At 71.0% G+C, this 19,301-nt stretch carries 19 protein-coding genes; 12 read left to right on the plus strand and 7 right to left on the minus strand.

The window, feature by feature from the left end:
* Positions 1-28 precede the first annotated feature (28 nt).
* The 5 genes from rimM to PSEJ31_RS0110330 all read left to right on the plus strand — a co-directional run bounded on the left by rimM (position 29) and on the right by PSEJ31_RS0110330 (position 3,002).
* Entirely contained in the window at positions 29-562 is a 534-nt protein-coding gene (gene rimM, locus PSEJ31_RS0110310) for a ribosome maturation factor RimM (RefSeq protein ID WP_050992169.1), read from the plus strand.
* A gap of 120 nt (positions 563-682) precedes the next feature.
* Positions 683-1,453: a tRNA (guanosine(37)-N1)-methyltransferase TrmD gene (trmD, locus tag PSEJ31_RS0110315; RefSeq protein ID WP_028915406.1), complete on the plus strand. Its 771-nt coding sequence runs from the start codon at positions 683-685 to the stop codon at positions 1,451-1,453.
* Positions 1,454-1,650: 197 nt separating this feature from the next.
* Positions 1,651-2,046 carry a 50S ribosomal protein L19 gene (gene rplS / locus PSEJ31_RS0110320; RefSeq protein ID WP_019398730.1) on the plus strand — a complete coding sequence of 132 codons (396 nt, stop codon included), beginning with the start codon at positions 1,651-1,653 and terminating at the stop codon, positions 2,044-2,046.
* Between the two features lie 224 nt (positions 2,047-2,270).
* On the plus strand, positions 2,271-2,675 hold the full coding sequence (locus PSEJ31_RS0110325) for an RNA-binding S4 domain-containing protein (RefSeq protein WP_019398731.1): 405 nt from the start codon (positions 2,271-2,273) through the stop codon (positions 2,673-2,675).
* A 93-nt stretch (positions 2,676-2,768) separates the two neighbouring features.
* Positions 2,769-3,002, plus strand: a complete 234-nt coding sequence (locus PSEJ31_RS0110330) for a hypothetical protein (protein WP_019398732.1) — start codon at positions 2,769-2,771, stop codon at positions 3,000-3,002.
* Positions 3,003-3,062: 60 nt separating this feature from the next.
* On the opposite strand, the gene katG is transcribed toward PSEJ31_RS0110330, so the two are convergent.
* Together katG and PSEJ31_RS0110340 are read right to left on the minus strand one after the other, a co-directional pair.
* Positions 3,063-5,288, minus strand: coding sequence for a catalase/peroxidase HPI (gene katG / locus PSEJ31_RS0110335; protein WP_028915407.1), 2,226 nt, complete (start codon positions 5,286-5,288; stop codon positions 3,063-3,065).
* Between the two features lie 268 nt (positions 5,289-5,556).
* A complete protein-coding gene (locus tag PSEJ31_RS0110340; protein WP_019398734.1) occupies positions 5,557-6,618 on the minus strand; it encodes a cytochrome-c peroxidase in 1,062 nt (353 codons plus the stop codon).
* Positions 6,619-6,738: 120 nt separating this feature from the next.
* Between PSEJ31_RS0110340 and PSEJ31_RS0110345 the strand changes: the two genes are divergently transcribed.
* The 3 genes from PSEJ31_RS0110345 to PSEJ31_RS0110355 all read left to right on the plus strand — a co-directional run bounded on the left by PSEJ31_RS0110345 (position 6,739) and on the right by PSEJ31_RS0110355 (position 8,562).
* Positions 6,739-7,431, plus strand: coding sequence for a YafY family protein (locus tag PSEJ31_RS0110345; RefSeq protein ID WP_019398735.1), 693 nt, complete (start codon positions 6,739-6,741; stop codon positions 7,429-7,431).
* An 81-nt stretch (positions 7,432-7,512) separates the two neighbouring features.
* A complete protein-coding gene (locus tag PSEJ31_RS0110350; protein ID WP_019398736.1) occupies positions 7,513-8,154 on the plus strand; it encodes a glutathione S-transferase in 642 nt (213 codons plus the stop codon).
* A gap of 3 nt (positions 8,155-8,157) precedes the next feature.
* The gene (locus PSEJ31_RS0110355) at positions 8,158-8,562 is read left to right on the plus strand and encodes a GFA family protein (protein ID WP_028915408.1); all 405 of its coding nucleotides are present in this window, start codon (positions 8,158-8,160) and stop codon (positions 8,560-8,562) included.
* A gap of 169 nt (positions 8,563-8,731) precedes the next feature.
* Here PSEJ31_RS0110355 and mutS read toward each other — a convergent pair whose 3' ends face one another.
* The 3 genes from mutS to PSEJ31_RS16915 all read right to left on the minus strand — a co-directional run bounded on the left by mutS (position 8,732) and on the right by PSEJ31_RS16915 (position 13,326).
* Positions 8,732-11,329 (minus strand): DNA mismatch repair protein MutS, encoded by a 2,598-nt coding sequence (mutS, locus tag PSEJ31_RS0110360; RefSeq protein WP_028915409.1) that lies wholly within the window; start codon positions 11,327-11,329, stop codon positions 8,732-8,734.
* A gap of 49 nt (positions 11,330-11,378) precedes the next feature.
* Positions 11,379-12,818, minus strand: a complete 1,440-nt coding sequence (locus PSEJ31_RS0110365; RefSeq protein ID WP_028915410.1) for a GGDEF domain-containing protein — start codon at positions 12,816-12,818, stop codon at positions 11,379-11,381.
* 157 nt (positions 12,819-12,975) lie between these two features.
* On the minus strand, positions 12,976-13,326 hold the full coding sequence (locus tag PSEJ31_RS16915) for a hypothetical protein (protein WP_147208439.1): 351 nt from the start codon (positions 13,324-13,326) through the stop codon (positions 12,976-12,978).
* Between PSEJ31_RS16915 and PSEJ31_RS0110370 the strand changes: the two genes are divergently transcribed.
* From PSEJ31_RS0110370 to PSEJ31_RS0110385, 3 genes are all read left to right on the plus strand, one after another.
* Complete coding sequence (locus tag PSEJ31_RS0110370) at positions 13,325-15,889, plus strand: TonB-dependent receptor (RefSeq protein ID WP_028915411.1); 2,565 nt, start codon at positions 13,325-13,327, stop codon at positions 15,887-15,889. The genes PSEJ31_RS16915 and PSEJ31_RS0110370 overlap by 2 nt on opposite strands.
* 353 nt (positions 15,890-16,242) lie before the next feature.
* Complete coding sequence (locus tag PSEJ31_RS0110380; protein ID WP_019398742.1) at positions 16,243-17,121, plus strand: cation diffusion facilitator family transporter; 879 nt, start codon at positions 16,243-16,245, stop codon at positions 17,119-17,121.
* 93 nt (positions 17,122-17,214) lie between these two features.
* The gene (locus PSEJ31_RS0110385) at positions 17,215-17,712 is read left to right on the plus strand and encodes a CinA family protein (RefSeq protein ID WP_026010542.1); all 498 of its coding nucleotides are present in this window, start codon (positions 17,215-17,217) and stop codon (positions 17,710-17,712) included.
* Between the two features lie 23 nt (positions 17,713-17,735).
* On the opposite strand, the gene PSEJ31_RS0110390 is transcribed toward PSEJ31_RS0110385, so the two are convergent.
* Both PSEJ31_RS0110390 and PSEJ31_RS0110395 read right to left on the minus strand, forming a co-directional pair.
* Positions 17,736-17,945 carry a helix-turn-helix transcriptional regulator gene (locus PSEJ31_RS0110390; protein ID WP_028915412.1) on the minus strand — a complete coding sequence of 70 codons (210 nt, stop codon included), beginning with the start codon at positions 17,943-17,945 and terminating at the stop codon, positions 17,736-17,738.
* Positions 17,945-18,484 (minus strand): hypothetical protein, encoded by a 540-nt coding sequence (locus tag PSEJ31_RS0110395; protein ID WP_028915413.1) that lies wholly within the window; start codon positions 18,482-18,484, stop codon positions 17,945-17,947. Before PSEJ31_RS0110395 ends, PSEJ31_RS0110390 begins: the two co-directional genes overlap by 1 nt.
* A 112-nt stretch (positions 18,485-18,596) precedes the next feature.
* Between PSEJ31_RS0110395 and lexA the strand changes: the two genes are divergently transcribed.
* Entirely contained in the window at positions 18,597-19,247 is a 651-nt protein-coding gene (lexA, locus tag PSEJ31_RS0110400) for a transcriptional repressor LexA (protein WP_019398746.1), read from the plus strand.
* The last annotated feature ends 54 nt before the right edge of the window (positions 19,248-19,301 follow it).

The following is a 19,301-nucleotide window of genomic DNA, read 5'->3' on the forward strand; positions in this document are numbered from 1 at the left end:
CCGCCCCTGGCGGCGGCCGGTACCTGACATGAACGACGCAGGGCGTCCCACTCCAGCACCGCGGAAGCTGATTCTGCTGGGCCGGGTGACGGGCGCCTTCGGCGTGCGCGGCGACGTCAGGCTCGAGTCCTGGACCGAGCCGCGCGCGCAGATCTTCCGCTACCAGCCCTGGATCCTGCGTTCGGCCAACGGCGCCGAGCGCGAGCTGCGCGGGGCCAGGGGGCGCGACACCGGCAAGCACGTAGTGGCGACCCTGCCCGGCTGCGACGACCGCGATGCCGCCGAGGCCCTGCGCGGCACCGAGATCCTGGTCCCGCGCGAGGCGCTGCCGCCGCCGGCACCCGGCGAGTACTACTGGGTCGACCTGGAAGGGCTGAAGGTGGTCACCGTCGACGGCGTGGCCCTGGGCGAGGTTTCGCACCTGCTGTCCACCGGCGCCAACGACGTGCTGGTGGTGCGCGGCGAACGCGAGCGCATGATCCCCTTCGTCCGGCCCGACTACGTCACCTCGGTGGATTTCGACACCGCCACCATCACGGTCGACTGGGATCCCGATTTCTAGGGGCCGTGATTGGTAATTGGTGATTTGAAAGAGCGATAAGCTCGGATTGCCAGCCGAACTGGGTTGCCAGCGCCTCCCGCTTTTCCGAATCACGAATCCCGAATCACCAATCACCGCTCCATGCGCATTGACGTCGTCAGCCTGTTCCCCGAAGAGGTCGACCGCTGCACGGCGTTCGGCGTGACCGGGCGCGCGCGCGAGCGCGGGCTGCTGCAGTTGCACGGCTGGAACCCGCGCGAGTACGCCGACGGCAACTACCGCAAGACCGACGACCGCACCTTCGGCGGCGGGCCGGGCATGGTCATGCTGGTGGAGCCGCTGCGGCGCTGCCTGGCGGCGGTGCGGCAGGCCGACCCGACCCCGGTGCACGTGGTCTACCTGAGCCCGCAGGGCCGGCGCCTGGAGCAGAAGCGGGTGCGCGAGCTGGCGGCGATGCCGCGCCTGGTGCTGCTGTGCGGCCGCTACGAGGGCATCGACGAGCGCCTGGTCCAGGCCGAGGTGGACGAGGAGCTGTCGATTGGCGACTACGTGCTGTCCGGTGGCGAGCTGGCCGCGGCGGTGGTGGTCGACGCGGTGGCCCGGCTGCAGGACGGCGCGCTCAACGACGCCGGCTCGGCTGCCCAGGACAGCTTCGAGGACGGGTTGCTGGACTGCCCGCACTACAGCCACCCGGTCGAGCACGCGTACGGCACCGTCCCGGAGGTGCTGCGATCGGGCAACCATGCTGCGATCGCGCGCTGGCGCCGGCAGCAGGCCCTGGTGCGGACCTGGCTGCGGCGCCCGGACCTGCTGCAGGGGCGGGAACTGTCCAAGGTCGACCGCAAGCTGCTGGAGGAGGGCCTGCGCGCGCTGGAACAGGACCCGGCGGGGCAGGAGGCACCGCCGGCCTGACCCTGCCCGGTTCCGGTCCATGGGGTGACTAGCCACGGACCTTGCGGACCGGCTACAATGCCGGATTCCTGCAAGAGGCAGGCCCCGAGGGGCGCCGGAGCAGGCATCCACAACAACAAACGCGCAGCGCAATCCGGCGACTGCGTTAGCCCGAGTTGTCATCCAGACACGCCCACCCGAACAAAGAGTCGGTCACCATGAGCAAGCTGAACAAGTCCATCATCGCGGAGTTCGAGTCCGCCCAGATCAACCGCGAACTGCCGAAGTTCAGCCAGGGCGACACCGTCGTGGTGAACGTCAAGGTCAAGGAAGGCAACCGCGAGCGCGTGCAGGCCTACGAAGGCGTGGTCATCGCCACCAAGAACGCCGGCCTGAACTCGTCCTTCACCGTGCGCAAGATCTCGCACGGCTACGGCGTCGAGCGCGTGTTCCAGACCTTCAGCCCGATGATCGAGTCGGTCGAGGTCAAGCGCCGCGGCAAGGTCCGCGCCGGCAAGCTGTACTACCTGCGTGGCCTGGAAGGCAAGGCGGCCCGCATCAAGGAAGACCTGGCTGCCGTGGCCAAGGCCAAGGCCGAGAAGAACGCCGGCTGATCCGCCGCGTCTTCGCTGTCCGCGACGGCCGCCCCAGGGCGGCCGTTTGCGTGGTGGCCTCCGCGCGCTGGCGTCCCCGCGCCGACGGGCGCACACTGCGGACGTACCGCGGCCTGCCGGCAGCCGCCATCCGCACCGGCCGTACACGCAATCGATGCCGAACACCCGTACCTGCAACCTGGCCTGCATGATCCCGCCCCACGCGGGCGCCGCTGGTGCCTCCCATGGCTGAGACGGAAGCCGGCGCGCACGTGCGCCTGGACGTCTGGCTGTGGGCGGCGCGCTTCTTCCGCACCCGCAGCCTGGCCCGCCAGGCGGTGGACACCGGCAAGGTCGAGGTCGGCGGACAGCGCGCCAAGCCTTCGCGTGCGATCCGGGTCGGCGATGCCCTGCGCGTGACCCGCGGCGAGGAAACCTTCGAGGTCCAGGTACTGGGCCTGAGCGACACCCGCGGCCCGGCCCCGGTGGCGCAGGCGTTGTACGCCGAGAGCGCCGAATCGGCGAAGCGGCGCGAGGAGCAGCGGCTGCAGCGCGCCGCCATGCGCGATGGCTACCGCCCGCCGGAGCACAAGCCGGACAAGCGCGCCCGCCGCCTGATCCAGGCCCTGGGCGACATCGACGCGTTCTGATCCACCCCTGACTTCCGGCCTGTCGCGCGGGCACCCGTGCCGGTGTAGAACGGGCGTGTTCCCGCCGACCGGAGTTGCCGAATGCTTCGCAGGATGTCCGCCCTTGCCGTGCTGTCGCTGGGCCTGGCCGGTTGCGCCAGTGTCCAGGACGATCCACTCGCCCCGATGGCCGCCGATTGCCTGGTGGGCGGCGACAAGGGGCCGGCGCTGCCGGGCCAGCCGGGTACCAGCCGCGACCGCCGCTGCAAGCCGGCGGAGGAAGCGGTGATCTGGTCCAGCGAGCGCGACAGCCGGATCAAGCTCGACCTGCGCGCGCGCGACCAATAAGCACCAACGAAAAGCCCCGCCCGGAACCCGGGCGGGGCATGCTGCGTGCCGCGTGTGGGCTCAGGCGCGCAGGTCGAAGCGGTCCAGGTTCATCACCTTGGTCCAGGCGGCGACGAAGTCGCGGGCGAACTTCTCCGCGCCGTCGTCGGACGCGTACACCTCCGACAGGGCGCGCAGCACCGAGTTGGAGCCGAACACCAGGTCGACCCGGGTCGCGGTCCACTTCACCGCGCCGCCGTTGCGCTCGCGCACTTCGTACAGCTGGCGCTCCGCGTCCACCGGCGTCCACTCGTAGGCCATGTCCAGCAGGTTGGTGAAGTAGTCGGTGCTGAGCACGCCCGGGCGCTCGGTGAACACGCCATGGCGGCTGCCGTCCCAGCTGGCGTCCAGTGCCCGCAGGCCACCGACCAGCGCGGTCATCTCCGGCGGGGTCAGGGTGAGCAGCTGGGCCTTGTCCACCAGCAGGTGCTCGGCCGGCACTTCGGACGGGGCCTTGAGGTAGTTGCGGAAGCCATCGGCGAACGGCTCCATGTGGCGGAAAGCCTCGACGTCGGTCTGCTCCTGCGAGGCATCCACGCGGCCGGGCGCGAACGGCACCTCGACGTAGACGCCGGCCGCCTTGGCCGCCTGCTCGATCGCCACGCCGCCGGCCAGCACGATCAGGTCGGCCAGCGACAGCCGCACCTGCGGCTGCAGCTCCTCCAGCTTCTCCAGCGCCTTGATCGCGCGCTGGTTGACCTGCCAGCCGCGCTGCGGCTCCAGGCGGATGCGCGCACCGTTGGCGCCGCCGCGCTTGTCGCCGCCGCGGAAGGTGGAGGCCGAAGCCCAGGCCAGGGTGACCAGGTCGCCGGCCGGCAGGCCCAGCGCCTCGATCTTCGCCTTGGCATCGGCGATGTCGGCCGCCTCGGGGGCGTGCACCGGCCTGGGCAGCGGGTCCTGCCAGATCAGGTCCTCGGCCGGCACTTCCGGGCCCAGGTAGCGGGCCTTGGGGCCCATGTCGCGGTGGGTCAGCTTGAACCAGGCGCGGGCGAAGGCATTGGCGAAGGCCTGCGGGTCATCGCGGAAGCGGCGGGAGATGGGGCCGTAGACCGGGTCGAAGCGCAGCGCCAGGTCGGTGGTGAGCATGGTCGGCTTGCGCCTGGGCGAGTCCGGGGTGGGGCCGGGGATGAAGGGCTCGACGTCCTTGGCCACCCACTGGTGCGCACCGGCCGGCGACCTGGTGAGCTCCCACTCGAAGTCGAACAGGAACTTGAAGAAGTCGTTGTTCCACTGCGCCGGGGTGCTGGTCCAGGTCACCTCCAGGCCGGAGGTGATGGTGTCGGCGCCCTTGCCGGTGCCGAACCTGTTGGCCCAGCCCAGGCCCTGCATCTCCAGGTCGGCCGCTTCCGGATCCGGGCCGACATTGTCGGCCGGGCCGGCGCCGTGGGTCTTGCCCAGGGTGTGGCCACCGGCGATCAGGGCCACGGTTTCCTCGTCGTCCATGCCCATGCGGCCGAAGGTCACGCGGATGTCGTGCGCGGCCAGCAGCGGATCGGGGTTGCCGTCCGGGCCTTCCGGGTTCACGTAGATCAGGCCCATCTGCACCGCGGCCAGCGGGTTCTCGAGGTTGCGGCTGTGGATCTTGCCGTCGGCGTCGTCCTCGGACACCAGCACGCTGTCGCCCTCGGGCTTGGGCACGCCTTCCGAGCCGCGGGCGTAGCGCTCGTCGCCGCCCAGCCAGGTCTTCTCGCGACCCCAGTACACGTCCAGGTCCGGTTCCCAGGTGTCCTCGCGGCCGGCGCCGAAGCCGAAGGTGCGGAAGCCGGCGTGCTCGAGGGCGACGTTGCCGGCCAGGATCATCAGGTCGGCCCAGGAGATCTTCTGTCCGTATTTCTTCTTGACCGGCCACAGCAGGCGGCGGGCCTTGTCGAGGCTGACGTTGTCCGGCCAGGAGTTGAGCGGGGCGAAGCGCTGCTGGCCGCGGCCACCGCCGCCGCGGCCGTCGCCGACGCGGTAGGTGCCGGCGCTGTGCCAGGCCATGCGGATCATCAGGCCCACGTAGCTGCCGAAGTCGGCCGGCCACCAGTCCTGCGAACTGGTCATCAGGTCCAGCAGGTCCTTCTTCAGCGCCGCGTAGTCGAGCTTGCTGAACTCCTCGCGGTAGTTGAAGTCCTTGCCCAGCGGATTGGAGCGCTCCGAGTGCTGGGTCAGCAGGTCCAGGCGCAGCTGGTTCGGCCACCAGTCGCGGTTGGTGGTGCCTGTGCCGGCGACGCCGGCGTGGAACGGACACTTCTTCTCGGTCGTCATTGGGATTGCCCCTCTGCTTCGTGCCCACGGGGGAGCGGGCGGTGGATGCGATGCGGCGCGGGCCGCGCGCCGCCTGTGGCGAAGGGACTGCTGCTGCAAGCCCGTAGCCGGTGTGAATCGAACGGCCACAGGCTAGTTGGCAGGGGCTATCAAGAGAAATTGTTAGTTGCGAATTTCCCGATAGCACCTGCCTATGGAACAGGCGGCGCCCCGCAGGGCGCCGGACCGGAAGAACGGGGCGGCGCGTGGCCGCCCGGCCCGCCAAGCATCACTCCGGACGCGGCGTGGTGGAAGTGCTCGGCGGCAGCAGCGGCGTGGTCACCTGCGGCTGGCGCCCGGTGAGGGTCTTCAGGAAGCGGGCGATGGCCTCGACCTCGGCCGCGTCCAGTTCGTGGCCCAGCTGGCTGCTGCCCATGATCGCCACCGCCTGGTGCAGGTCCCAGACCTGGCCGCTGTGGAAGTAGGGCGCGGTCAGTTCCACGTTGCGCAGCGGTGCGGCGCGGAACACGTACTCGTCGCTGGCGGTCTGGGTCACGGCGAAGCGGCCCTTGTCGCCGGCCGGCAGCACGTCGGCGCCGGGGCGCGCGACCACGCCGAACGGGAAGTAGGCCTGGCCACCCACGTTGGGACCGGAATGGCAGGACGCGCAGCCCTTGTCGATGAACAGCGACAGGCCGCGCAGCTCGGTGGCGTCGAGGCTGTCCTTGCCGGCGAGGAACTGGTCGAAGCGCGAGTCCGGCGTCACCAGGGTGGTCTCGAAGGCTTCCAGCGCGCGTGCCATGTTCTCGAAGGTCACCGGCTCGCGCTCGCCCGGGAAGGCCTTGCGGAACGCTTCCACGTAGGCCGGGATGCTGCGCAGGGTGGCTTCCACGCGCTCGGGCGTGTTGTTCATCTCCACACTGGCCTGGACCGGGCCCTTGGCCTGCTCCTTCAGGTCCTCGGCGCGGCCGTCCCAGAACTGGGCGATGTTGAGCACCGCGTTGAGCACGGTGGGCGAGTTGCGCGGGCCCTTCTGCCAGCCGTGGCCGATCGAGGTGGGCACGTTGTCGGCGCCGCCGGTGGCGACGTTGTGGCAGGTGTTGCAGCTGATCACGTGGCTGCGCGACAGGCGCGGCTCGAACCACAGCGACTTGCCCAGTTCCACCTGGGCGGCGGTGACCTGCTGGCCGCGCACCTGTTCGATCCTGTGCGGGACCGGGCCGAACAGGGCGTTGGCGGTCTCGCGCAGCGCGGCCGCGTCCGGCTGGTCGGCGGCTTGCGTCGACTGGGCCTGCAGGCCGGTGCAGGCCAGGGCGAGGGCGGCGGCAAGGACGGTGCTGCGGTGGCGCATGGACTTCTCCGGTGGGGCTGTGGCGCAGTTATCGGATGCGCCCGCGACCGTGGCATTGACTGCGATCAACCGCGCCGCCGCGGCTATGCTTGGCATCCCGTCGCCAGGCCTGCCGTAGGGATGACCCAGCGCGCCACCCGTCTGCTACGGATGCTCGAGGAACTGCGCCAGCGCCGTGGTGCGGTGCGCGGCGCGCAACTGGCCGAATGCCTGGGCGTGAGCCTGCGCACCGTGTACCGCGACATCGAGGCGCTGCGCTCGCAGGGCGCGCAGATCGACGGCGATGCCGGCGTCGGTTACCGCCTGCGCCCCGGGTTCGTGATGCCGCCGCTGATGTTCCCGGCCGAGGAGCTGGAGGCGCTGGTGCTGGGCGCGCGCTGGGTGGCCTCGCATTGCGACCCTGAGCTGGCGGCCGCCGCCAACCGCGCGCTGTCGCGCATCGCCGGCGTGCTGCCCGGCGAGCGGCGCCTGGAGATCGAGACCAGCGGCCTGTTCGCACCGTACTGGCAACAGCGCGCACCCGAGCCATGGGTGCCGGCGCTGCGCCGCGCGATCCGCGACGGCCATGCCGTGCGCCTGCGCTACCGCGACGCCGAGGGGCGCGAGAGCGAGCGCGTCGTTTGGCCCTTCGCCATGGCCTTCCTCGACGACATGCGCCTGATCGCCGCCTGGTGCGAGCAACGCGGCGACTTCCGCCATTTCCGCGCCGACCGCGTGCTGGACCTGGAGGACACCGGCCGCCGCTATCCCCAGACCCGCCACCAGCTGCTGCGCCGCTGGGAACAGCTGCGCCTGCGCCGCAGCGAGGGCTGAGCAGGCCCTCGCACGCTGCTGACAGCAGCTGTCAGCAGGCCCGTCCCAGACTTGGATTCCCTTCCAGTGACGGAGACGACCATGGGCAAGACGCTGACCTTCTACACCAACCCCCTGTCCCGGGCGCGCATCACCCGCTGGATGCTGGAGGAGACCGGCCTGCCGTACGAAGAGGTCGTGCTCGACTTCGGCACCACGATGAAGTCGCCCGAGTACCTGGCGGTCAACCCGATGGGCAAGGTGCCGGCGATCCGCCACGGCGACCTGGTGGTGACCGAGAACGCCGCCATCTGCGCCTACCTGGCCGACCTGGTCCCGGAGAAGGGGCTGGCGCCGCCGCCGGGTGCGCCCGAGCGCGGCAGCTACTACCGCTGGCTGTTCTTCCTCGCCGGGCCGGTGGAGTCGCTGCTCACCGCCAAGGAAGCCGGCGCGCTGGCCAGGCCGCTGTCGGCCGGCTACGGCACCGAGGCCGACCTGCTGCGCACTCTGGAGCAGGCGGTGGCCGGGCGCCAGCACCTGGTCGGGGACCGCTTCACCACCGCCGACCTGCTGATGGCAGCCTTCCTCGGCTACTACATGATGGTCGGCATGCTGGAGAAGAAGCCGGCGTTCGTCGCTTTCGCCCAGCTGCACGCCGCGCGCCCGGCGGCGGTGGCGGCCAACGCGCGCGACAACGCGCTGGCGGTGCAGCACCCGGTGCCGGCCGGGATGCAGGAGGCCTGAGCGATGGAGAAGGCCTACCACGGCAGCTGCCACTGCGGCGCGGTGCGCTACCAGGCGGTGATCGACCTGGCGGCCGGCACCGGCCGCTGCAACTGCACCTTCTGCACCAAGACCCGCTCCTGGGGCGCGCAGGCGAAGGATTTCGAGCTGCTGCAGGGTGAGTCGGCCCTGGGCGACTACGGCCGCGACTGGGGCGAAGGCAACATCCACCACCGCTTCTGCACGCGCTGCGGAACCCATGTGTACGGGCACGGCTACATCGCCGAGACCGGCGGCGACTACCTGGCGGTGCGGGTCAACACCCTGGGCGATGCCAGCATCGACGAGCTGGTCGGCGGCGGCATCCGCTACGCCGACGGCCGCCACGACAACTGGATGAACCCGCCGGCCGACTTCCGCGCGCTGTAGCGCGGGCAGGCGAGGCGCACGCGCCGCCACCCTTGTCGCCGGTCGTCCCCTGGCGTGGCGGATCCGCGGATGCGGCCCTTGGCCTTGTCCGGGCTACGCCGGTGAAGCCGTGGCCCGGTGGGCGAAGTGCTCCCGGGCCTTCGGGCGGCAGGGCGAAGGCGCCCCCGCCCTACAGCAGCGACTTCAGCCGGTACAGCGCCTCCAGCGCCTGCTTCGGGGTCAGCTCGTCCGGATCCAGCGCGGCCAGTGCCTCCTGCGCGGCCGAGGGCGCCGGCGCGAACAGGCCGAACTGCTGCGGGGCGTCCAGTGCCTGCGGCGCCATTTCCGAGGCGTGGGTCTCGCGGCCGCGCTGCTCCAGTTCGGCCAGGCGCCGCCGCGCCTGCGCCAGGGTCGCCTTGGGCAGGCCGGCCAGGGCTGCCACCTGCAGGCCGAAGCTGCGGTCGGCCGCGCCCTCGCGCACGGCGTGCATGAACACCAGCGAGTCCCCGTGCTCGACCGCGTCCAGGTGCACGTTGGCGATGCCGCTCTCCGGCGTGGCCAGCGCGGTCAGTTCGAAGTAGTGGGTGGCGAACAGGGTCCAGCAGCGGTTGACCGTGGCCAGGTGGCGCGCGACCGCGTCGGCCAGGGCCAGGCCGTCGTAGGTCGAGGTGCCGCGGCCGATCTCGTCCATCAGCACCAGCGACTGCTCGGTGGCGTGGTGCAGGATGTAGGCGGTCTCGGCCATCTCCACCATGAAGGTGGACTGGCCGCGCGCCAGGTCGTCGCCGGCGCCGATGCGGGTGAGGATGCGGTCGATCGGGCCGATCACCGCGCGGCTGGCCGGCACGAAGCTGCCGATGTGCGCCAGCAGCACGATCAGCGCGTTCTGGCGCATGTAGGTGCTCTTGCCGCCCATGTTCGGGCCGGTGATCACCAGCATCCGCCGCGCCTGGCCGTCGCGGTCGCCGTACAGCTCCAGGTCGTTGGGTTCGAACGGTTCCTCGCGCACCGCCTCCACCACCGGGTGGCGGCCGCGCTCGATGCACAGGCAGGGCGCGTCGGTCAGCTCCGGCTGCGACCAGTCCAGCGCCTGCGCGCGCTCGGCGAAGCAGGCCAGCACGTCCAGCTCGCTGAGCGCCGCGGCGCAGCGCTTGAGCGGTTCCAGCACCTCGTTGAGCGCGTCCAGCAGCGCGTCGTACAGGAACTTCTCGCGCGCCAGCGCGCGCTCGCGCGCCGACAGCACCTTGTCCTCGAATGCCTTCAGCTCCTCGGTGATGTAGCGCTCGGCCCCGGTCAGGGTCTGGCGCCGGGTGTAGTGCACCGGGGCCTTGTCGGCCTGGCCCTTGCTGATCTCGATGTAGTAGCCATGGACGCGGTTGTAGCCGACCCTCAGGGTGGGGATGCCGGTGGCCGCACGCTCGCGCGCCTCCAGGTCGACCAGGAACTGGTCGGCGTTGGTGGACAGCCGTCGCAGCTCGTCCAGCTCGGCATCGTAGCCCTCGGCGATCACCCCGCCGTCGGCCAGCTTCAGCGGCGGCTGCGGGGCGATCGCCGTGGCCAGCAGGTGCGCGATCTCGTCGTGCTGCCCCAGCTCGGCCGCCAGCGCCTGAAGCCGCGGCGAATCCAGCTGCGCCAGCGCCTGGCGGATGCCGGGCAGCAGGCCCAGCGCGTCGCGCAGGGTGGACAGGTCGCGCGGCCGCGCCGAGCGCAGGGCCACGCGGGTGAGGATGCGTTCGACGTCGCCCAGGCCGCGGAAGCCGTCGCGCAGGTCGGCGTCGGCGCGCTGCTCGACCAGGGTGGCCACTGCGTGGTGGCGGGCGCCGAGCACGCCGCGGTCGCGCAGCGGACGGTGCAGCCAGCGCCGCAGCAGGCGTCCGCCCATGGGGGTGATGGTCGAATCCAGCACGCCCAGCAGGGTGTGGCGGGTCTGGCCGTCGACCCGCGAATCCAGCTCCAGGTGGCGGCGGGTGGCCGCGTTCATCGCGATCGCCTCGCCGGAGGTCTCCAGTGCGATCGAGGTCAGGTGCGGCAGGCGCTGCTTCTGGGTTTCCTCGACGTAGCCCAGCAGCGCGCCGGCGGCGGCGATCGCCAGCGGCTTGTCGTCGATGCCGAAGCCGGTGAGGTCGTGCAGGCCGAAGAAACGCAGCAGCTGGCGGCGGCCGCTGTCCGGGTCGAACAGCCACGGCGGGCGGCGGCGGATGGCACCGGCCGACAGCCGCGGCCAGCCTTCCTCGTCCGGCACCAGCAGTTCGGCCGGTTCGAGGCGGGCGAGCTCGGCCTCCAGCTGGTCGGCGTTCTCCACCTCGCTGACCAGGAAGCGGCCGGCGGACAGGTCGGCCCAGGCCAGACCGTAGCCGCTGCGCCCGTGCGCCACCGCCATCAGCAGGGTGTCGCGGCGCTCGTCCAGCAGCGCCTCGTCGGTGACCGTGCCGGGGGTGACGATGCGCACCACCTTGCGCTCGACCAGGCCCTTGGAAGTGGCCGGGTCCCCGATCTGCTCGCAGATGGCCACCGACTCCCCCAATGCCACCAGCCGCGCCAGGTAGCCTTCGTAGGCGTGCACCGGCACGCCGGCCATCGGGATCGGCGCGCCGCCGGAGCTGCCACGCTGGGTCAGGGTGATGTCGAGCAGGCGCGCGGCCTTGCGCGCGTCGTCGTAGAACAGCTCGTAGAAATCGCCCATCCGGAAGAACAGCAGCAGGTCCGGATACTCCGCCTTGGCGGCGAAGTACTGCTTCATCAGCGGGGTGTGTTCGGGCGCTGCGGACTTGTCTGCGGTCTTGGCCATCGGCTTGCGGGTTCTGCGGGGCTGCCGATTGTAGCGGCCGCGGCCGCGCTCAGCCCCGCAAGGCGCGCTGTCCCGGCGGGTCTGGCAGGCCGCCGTCGGCCACCACCACCTGGTCGCGGCCGCCGCGCTTGGCCTGGTACATGGCCGCGTCGGCGCGGGCCAGCACGCGCTCGTAATCCGGGTGCCCGTCCTGCAGGGCCACGCCGATGCTGGCGGTCAGCGGCAGGCGCACGCCGCCCTGCAGCAGCACCGGCGATTCGGCGATCGCGCGCCGCAGCGCGTGGGCGATGGCCACCGCCTCGGTACGGCTGACCGAGCCCAGCACCACCACGAACTCCTCGCCGCCGTAGCGGAACAGGTAGTCGCTGCCGCGGGTGTTCTCCACCAGGATCGCGGCCACGTGCTGCAGGGCGCGGTCGCCGGCCTCGTGCCCGTACTGGTCGTTGATCGCCTTGAAGTGGTCCAGGTCCAGCATCAGCACCGCGAACTGGCGGCCGGTGTTGGCCTGCAGCGCCACCTCGCGGCGCAGGATGGTCGGCAGGAAGCGGCGGTTGAGCAGGCGGGTGAGGGCGTCGCGGCCGGACTCCAGGTCGCCGATGCCTTCGAACAGCACCCCGACCAGGTTGCGGATCTCCGCGGCCCAGCCGCGGATCTCGTCCAGCAGGGCGCGGCGTTCGGCGGCGCTGCCGGATCCCGGCAGGCGCTCGCGCAGGGCCGCGTCGATGCGCTCGGCCAGCTCGCCGACCTGGCGGGTCTCGCTGGTCTCGCCGAAGCTGGCCATGCCCTTGTGCAGGAACCACAGGCCGAACTCGGAGCGGGAGACCAGCAGGTTCTCCACCGGGCCGGGCTGGTCCGCGGTGAGGGCGTAGAGCAGGGCGTTCTCCCAGGCCAGCAGCAGGGCGCGCTGGCGCTCGCGCTCGGTGCCCACGTTCTGGATCAGCGAGAACAGGCGGAAGGAGCCGTCCAGCTCGCTGGCGGCCTCGCGCGAGCGGGCGTAGGCGCGGGTCATCGACTCCAGCGCCAGGTCCATCAGGCCGTCCAGGTGCAGGCTGGCGCGCAGCGCCAGCGTGGCGTCGGCGGTGGCGCCGATCACCTGGTGCATGTGCTCCTTGAGAATGCGCGTGCCGCGGCCGACCAGGTCGACCGGGATGCCGATGCGGGCGTGCACCTGGCCGACGTGCTCGTGCAGGCGGTGCAGCGATTCGACATCGCCGGCGCGGGCACTGGCCAGCTGCCGCAGCCAGCGCTGCAGCGAGGGTTTGAGCCGGCCCTGGACCTGGTCCGGGTCGAGGAAGCGGTTGGCGCGCGGGTCCTTGAGCAGGCCGCCGTAGAAGCACTCCGCAAGCGCGGGAGCGTTGGCGGCCACCAGGTCCTCGACCAGCCGTGCGACCTCGTCGCCGGCGCTCTGCAGCCGGCAGGTCCAGTCGGCGATCAGCTGGGGGTCGGGAGGCGGGTGTGCGGGGGCGTGTGGGGCAGGGGAAGTCGACATGTCGGGGGAACCATCCATGCCCAATTATCGCCCGTCGCGGAGGGCCTGCGTGACGACGCGGCGCGCAGGCCGGCCGGCGATCCGTGCGGGGGGCGGGACAGGTGGCCAAGGGGGCGGGGCGGTATTCCGTGCCGGATAAAACGCCGGCTGGAGTAATTCATTCGCAAGCATGATGGGCGCCATTTTGGTGATGGTGCGAATCAAAACGGTGCTGGCGAATGAATCGCACCTGTTCGGTGCATATAAGGAAATGCCATGTAATCAATCGCTTGCTGGTTAATTCCGCTTGCATACGTGGATTATCGAAAATCACCCGTGATTGATTTTTCGGTTTGCCAACGCGCGCCTGTTTGGATGTAATGCTGCAGCGCACCAACCGAATGTCGGTGCCGGATGGGGAGCCCAACGAAAACCACCAGTTAATCCGGAGGCGCAGCATGAAACCGCTCCATAGCAGGCGCGTGATGTTCCCGAGTGCCCGGTTGGCGATTGCCGTCCAGGCTGTCATGGCCACGGCCCTGGCCGTGGCGAGTCCCCCGGTACTGGCGCAGGCCGTGGCACCCGACGGGGCCGGGACTTCGCCGGAGGCCGCGGCCCCGCAGGGCAGTGCCACCAACCTGGATACCGTGTCGGTGCTGGGCAACCGCAGCCAGCCACGCTCGGTGTCCTCATCGGCGGTGCCGATCGACATCCTCGGCGGCGACGAATTCCGCAACCAGGCCGCCACCGATGCCCTCGACCAGCTGCGGGTGCTGGTGCCCTCGTTCAACGTCAGCACCATCCCGATCGACGATGCAGCCAGCCTGGTGCGCCCGGCCAACCTGCGTGGCCTGCCACCGGACAACACCCTGGTCCTGGTCAACGGCAAGCGCTTCCACCGCTCGGCGGTGATCACCTTCCTCGGCCACGGCCTGTCCGACGGCGCGCAGGGTCCGGACCTGTCGGTGTTCCCCTCGCTGGCGCTGGAGCAGGTGGAGGTCCTGCGCGACGGTGCCGCCGCGCAATACGGCTCCGACGCGATCGCCGGGGTGATCAACTTCGGCCTGAAGAAGGCCAACGAGGGCGGCGCCTTCGAGGCCTTCGCCGGCCAGTATTACGAGGGCGACGGCTTCACCACCCAGTATTCGGCGCAGGTGGGCCTGCCGCTCACCGCGCGCGGCTTCGCCACCCTGACCCTGGAGTGGCGCGAGGCGGACGACACCTCGCGCAGCGTGCAGCGCGACGATGCAGCCGCCGCGATCGCCGCCGGCTACCCCGGCGTGCCCGCGCCGGCGCAGGTCTGGGGCTCGCCCAAGGTCGAGGACGACCTCAGGTTCGTCGCCAACCTCGGCATCTCCGGCGACACGGTGGACTTCTACCTGTTCGGCAACTACGCCAGCCGCGAGGTGGACGGCGGCTTCTACTTCCGCGACCCGACCGCGCGCTCGGGCGTGTACTCCAACGACGACGGCCAGACCCTGCTGGTCGGCGACCTCACCGGCGCCGGCGGCTGCCCGGTGATCCCCCTGCGCGATGCCGACGGCAACCTGTTCCCGTACAGCACGGTCAGCGCCCAGGTCGCGGCGCTGCCGGGCAACTGCTTCACCTTCCTGCAGACGTTGCCGGGCGGCTTCACCCCGCGCTTCGGTGGCGAGCTGGAGGACTACTCGGTGGTGGCCGGGGCCAAGGGTGCATGGGGCGCCTGGCACTGGGACCTCAGCGCCAGCTACGGCCGCAACGACATCGAGTTCCTGATCTACAACACGGTCAACGCCTCGCTTGGCCCGGACCAGCCGGCCAACCTGCGCTTCCGCCCCGGCGGCAATACCCAGACCGAAAAGGGCATCAACGTCGACCTCGGCCGCGATTTCGACGTGGGCTTCAGCCAGGGGCCGCTGCGCCTGGCGCTGGGCGCCGAATGGCGCGAGGAGAGCTTCAAGGTCAGCGAGGGCGACGCTGCCTCCACCGGCATCGGCCCGCTCACCGAACAGGGCTTCGCCCTGGGCTCCAACGGCTTCAACGGCTTCAGCCCGCGCACCGCCGGCACCTTCGACCGCAGCAACTGGGCGGTATACGTGGACGTGGAAGCCCAGTCCACCGAGCGGTTCCTGCTGGCGGCGGCGGTGCGCCACGAGGACTTCGAGGACTTCGGCGGCACCACCAATGGCAAGCTCACCGCGCGCTACGACGCCAGCGACAGCTTCGCCCTGCGCGGTGCGCTGAGCACCGGCTTCCGCGCGCCGACCCCTGGCCAGGCCAACATCAGCCAGATCAGCACCGTGTTCGGCGGCACCTCGCTGCAGGACATCGCCACCCTGCCGCCGACCAACCCGATCGCCGAGCTCAAGGGCGCGCGGCCGCTGGGCCCGGAGGAGTCGCGCAACCTGTCGCTGGGCCTGGTCTGGGACAGCGGTGACTGGCTGGTGACCGTGGACGCCTACCGCATCGAGGTGGACGACCGCATCGCCCTGAGCACCAGCTTCGACCTCAGCGACGCCGAGCGCGCCGCGCTGGTGGCCGGCGGCAACCCGGAAGCGGCGTCGATCTCCTCGGTGACCTACTTCGGCAACGCCTTCGACACCACCACCACCGGCGTGGACCTGGTGGCCAGCGTGGAGACCGCGCACTTCGGCGGGCGCACCACCTATTCACTTGCGCTGAACTGGAACCGCACCGAGGTCGATGCCTGGGACCCGGACTTCATCGACGAGGCGCGGGTGTACAAGCTGGAGGAGTCGCTGCCCAGGACCAAGGGTTACTTCAGCATCAACCACCAGCGCGAGGTGTTCCATGCCAACCTGCGCCTGGGCTATTACGGCTCCTGGTACGAGGACCACCTGGACAGCGGGGTGGTCCGGGCCGAGGACGGCGGGCTTCCGATCCACGAGGGCAGCAAGCTGATCGTGGATGCGGAGGTCGGCTGGGAGCTGGCCTCCGGCCTGTACTTCAACATCGGCGCGCAGAACCTGTTCGACGAGACGCCGGCCGACAACCCCTGGGGTGCATCGGTGGCCGGTGCGGCCTATCCGGTGCATTCGCCCTACGGCTTCAACGGCGGCTTCTACTACGCACGCGTGGGCTGGAAGTTCTGACTGGCGGCGCCGGTGCCCCGGTGCCGGGGCACCGGCCTGCGCCGCGGCAACCGCCCGCGGACTTGTAATAGTCTCCGCCGGAGGCTTTGCCGATAGTGCGGCCCATGGCACACCAACATCATCCGCAGACGGCGCGGACCGGCGCCGATCCAGGCCTAGGCGCAGGCGGGTGCGTGCATGCGCCCGCCGGTGCCGGCCATGACGCGCGCGAACACGGGCAACATGGCCACGACGCCCATGGCTCCGGCCGCCACGACCATGCTCCGTCCGGCGCGCACGCCGCGGGCGGCCACGACGGGCACGAGCATGGCCACGGCGGGCACCACCACCACGGCCCGGGCGGGCATAGCCACGTGCCCGCGGAGATCCGCCACGAGCGCCCACTGTGGTGGGCGCTGGGCCTGACCGCCACGGTGTTGGCGGCCGAGGCGGTCGGCGCCTGGCTGACCAACAGCCTCGCCCTGCTGTCCGATGCGGCGCACATGGCCACCGACACCCTTGCCCTGGGCATCGCGCTGGTTGCGGTGCGGCTGGCGCGGCGCCCACCGGATGCGCGCCGCACCTACGGTTACGCCCGCTTCGAGGCGCTGGGCGCGCTGGCCAATGGCGGCCTGCTGTTCGTGCTGGCCGGCTACATCCTGTGGGAAGCGTGGCAGCGCTTCCGCGCGCCGCTGCCGGTGGCCAGCCTGGGCATGCTGGGCGTGGCCTGCGTCGGCCTGGCCTGCAACCTGGCGGCGATGAAGCTGCTGCATGCCGGCGCGGGGCAGAGCCTGAACCTCAAGGGCGCGTACCTGGAGGTGTGGAGCGACATGCTCGGCTCGCTGGCGGTGATCCTGGCCGCCGGCATCATCCATTTCACCGGCTGGACCTGGGTGGATCCGCTGCTGGCGGTGCTGATCGGGCTGTGGGTGCTGCCGCGTACCTGGATCCTGGTGCGCGAGGCGCTCAACGTGCTGATGGAAGGCGTGCCGAACGGCGTGGACCTGCAGGCGCTGCGCCGCGACCTGGAGGCCCAGGCCGGCGTGGCCGGGGTGCACGACCTGCACGTCTGGGCGCTGGCCTCGCGCACGCCGGCGCTGAGCGCGCACGTGGTGGTGGGCGAGGACGCCGATGCCGACGCCGTGCGCCGCGCGCTGGCGGGGATGATCGCCGAGCGCCACGGCATCGCCCACGTCACCCTGCAGATGGAGGCCGGCGGCGGCGAACCCTGCCATGGCTGCGGGCACGCCTGAGCGGCGCCCGCGGGCCGGCGCATTGCGCCGGCGCACGACAGCGGGCGTGGTTCTGCGGTAGAACGGTGCGGTTCCTTCCCACGGACCATGCCGATGCTTCCACCCACCGATGCCCAATTGCGCGAGCAGGCGCAGGCCCTCGGCGACCGCCTCGCCGCCGCGCGCGAGCACTTGGTCACCGCCGAGAGCTGCACCGGCGGCTGGATCGCCAAGTGCCTGACCGACATCGCCGGCTCCTCGGCCTGGTTCGACTGCGGCATGGTCGTGTACAGCTACGAGGCCAAGCAGGCGCTGCTGGGCGTGCGCCCGCAGACCCTGGAGGAACACGGCGCGGTCAGCCGCGAGACCGCGATCGAGATGGTCTCCGGGGCGCTGGTGCACTCCGGCGCCAGCCTCGCAGTGGCGGTCACCGGCATCGCCGGGCCCGGCGGCGGCAGCGAGGACAAGCCGGTGGGCACGGTATGGATTGCCTGGAAGCGCCGCGGCGGCTATGCCAGCGCCTCGGTGTTCCGCTTCGAGGGCGACCGCGAGGCGGTACGGCGGCAGACCGTGGGCAAGGCGCTGGAAGGCGTGGCCGCGCTGCTGGGCTGACGGCGCGCCGCGGTTCGGCCGGATCAGTCCTCCGGCCGGTACTCGAGCAGGTCGCCGGGCTGGCACTGCAGGACCCGGCAGATCGCCTCCAGGGTGGCGAAGCGCACGCCCTTGACGTGGCCCTGCTTGAGCAGCGACAGGTTGGTCTCGCTGATGCCCACCGCGTCGGCCAGTTCCCTGGACTTCATCTTGCGGCGGGCGAGCATCACGTCGAGGTTGACCACGATCGGCATCAAACGATGCTCCGCGCGTCTTCGGCCGCCCGCACCGCCAGGCGCAGCAGGTGCGCCACGCTGTACAGGCACAGGCAGGCCAGCAGGAAGTAGTACGGGTTGGTGTCCACGGTGATGTGCAGTACCCAGTCGCCCTGCTGGCTGCGCACCACCGCGGCGATCACGCCGGCGGCCACGACCAGCGCCGCCGAGAGCGGCAGCGAGTGGGCCAGGCGCATGAACGCGGTGGCCACCGCCGGCGACAGCGCATCGCAGGCATACAGCGCCTTGCCCAGCCGCCGTACTGCGGCCAGCGGCCCGACGTAGGCGGCGGTGGCGACCAGGATCGAAAGGGCCAGCAGGCCGCGGTCACCGGGCGGCAGGCGGCTGGCTTCGTCCCAGGGCAGGCCGAATACCATCCAGGCCCCGAACAGGCTTCCGTGCCCGGACAGCAGCCACAGGGCGGAACCCATTCCGAGGGTGACACTGACGACGGTGCCGAGCGAGGCCAGCGACATCAGGCGGTAGCCGTGCCGGCGGATCTTCATTTCCGGGGTCATGGCGCTCCTCCTTGAGCGGGTTGTTTACGCAAAACATAAAGAAATTTATGCCCGGGTCAAGACTGTGTGGCCGGGTTGCGCCGAGCGTCGGTTAGCAGTATTACTGCTAACCATGGACCTGACCGACACCCAGCAGGCGATCCTGCGGCTGATCGCCGAGCGCATCGAGGCCGAGGGCATGCCGCCTTCGCAGGCCGAAATCGCCCGCGCCTTCGGCTTCAAGGGCGTGCGCGCCGCGCAATACCACCTGGAGGCCCTGGAGGCCGCCGGCGCGATCGAACGCGTCCCGGGCCGGGCCCGTGGCATCCGTCTCCGCCAGCTGCCGCCGGCCCTGCAGCCGGAACTGGCGCTGCCGCCGGCCAACGACGACGCCCTGCGCCTGCCGGTGCTGGGGCGGGTGGCCGCGGGCATGCCGATCGGCGCCGACGTCCCCACCGATCTGGCCGAGAGCTTCCTGGTCCTGGACCGGGTGCTGTTCTCGCCGTCGCCGGACTACCTGCTTCGGGTGCAGGGCGATTCCATGCGCGACGAGGGCATCTTCGACGGCGACCTGATCGGGGTGCACCGCACCCGCGAAGCGCGCTCGGGCCAGATCGTGGTGGCGCGGGTGGACGACGAGATCACGGTCAAGCTGCTGAAGATCGGCAAGGACCGCATCCGCCTGCTGCCGCGCAATCCCGACTACGCCCCGATCGAGGTCCTGCCGGACCAGGACTTCGCGATCGAGGGGCTTTACTGCGGCCTGGTCCGCCCCAACCGGTGAGCCGGCCGCGAACGCGGCGTCTTCCGACGCCATGCCGGGCACTCCGGCGATGGG

Source organism: Pseudoxanthomonas sp. J31, from assembly GCF_000510725.1.
Classification (GTDB): Bacteria; Pseudomonadota; Gammaproteobacteria; order Xanthomonadales; family Xanthomonadaceae; genus Pseudoxanthomonas.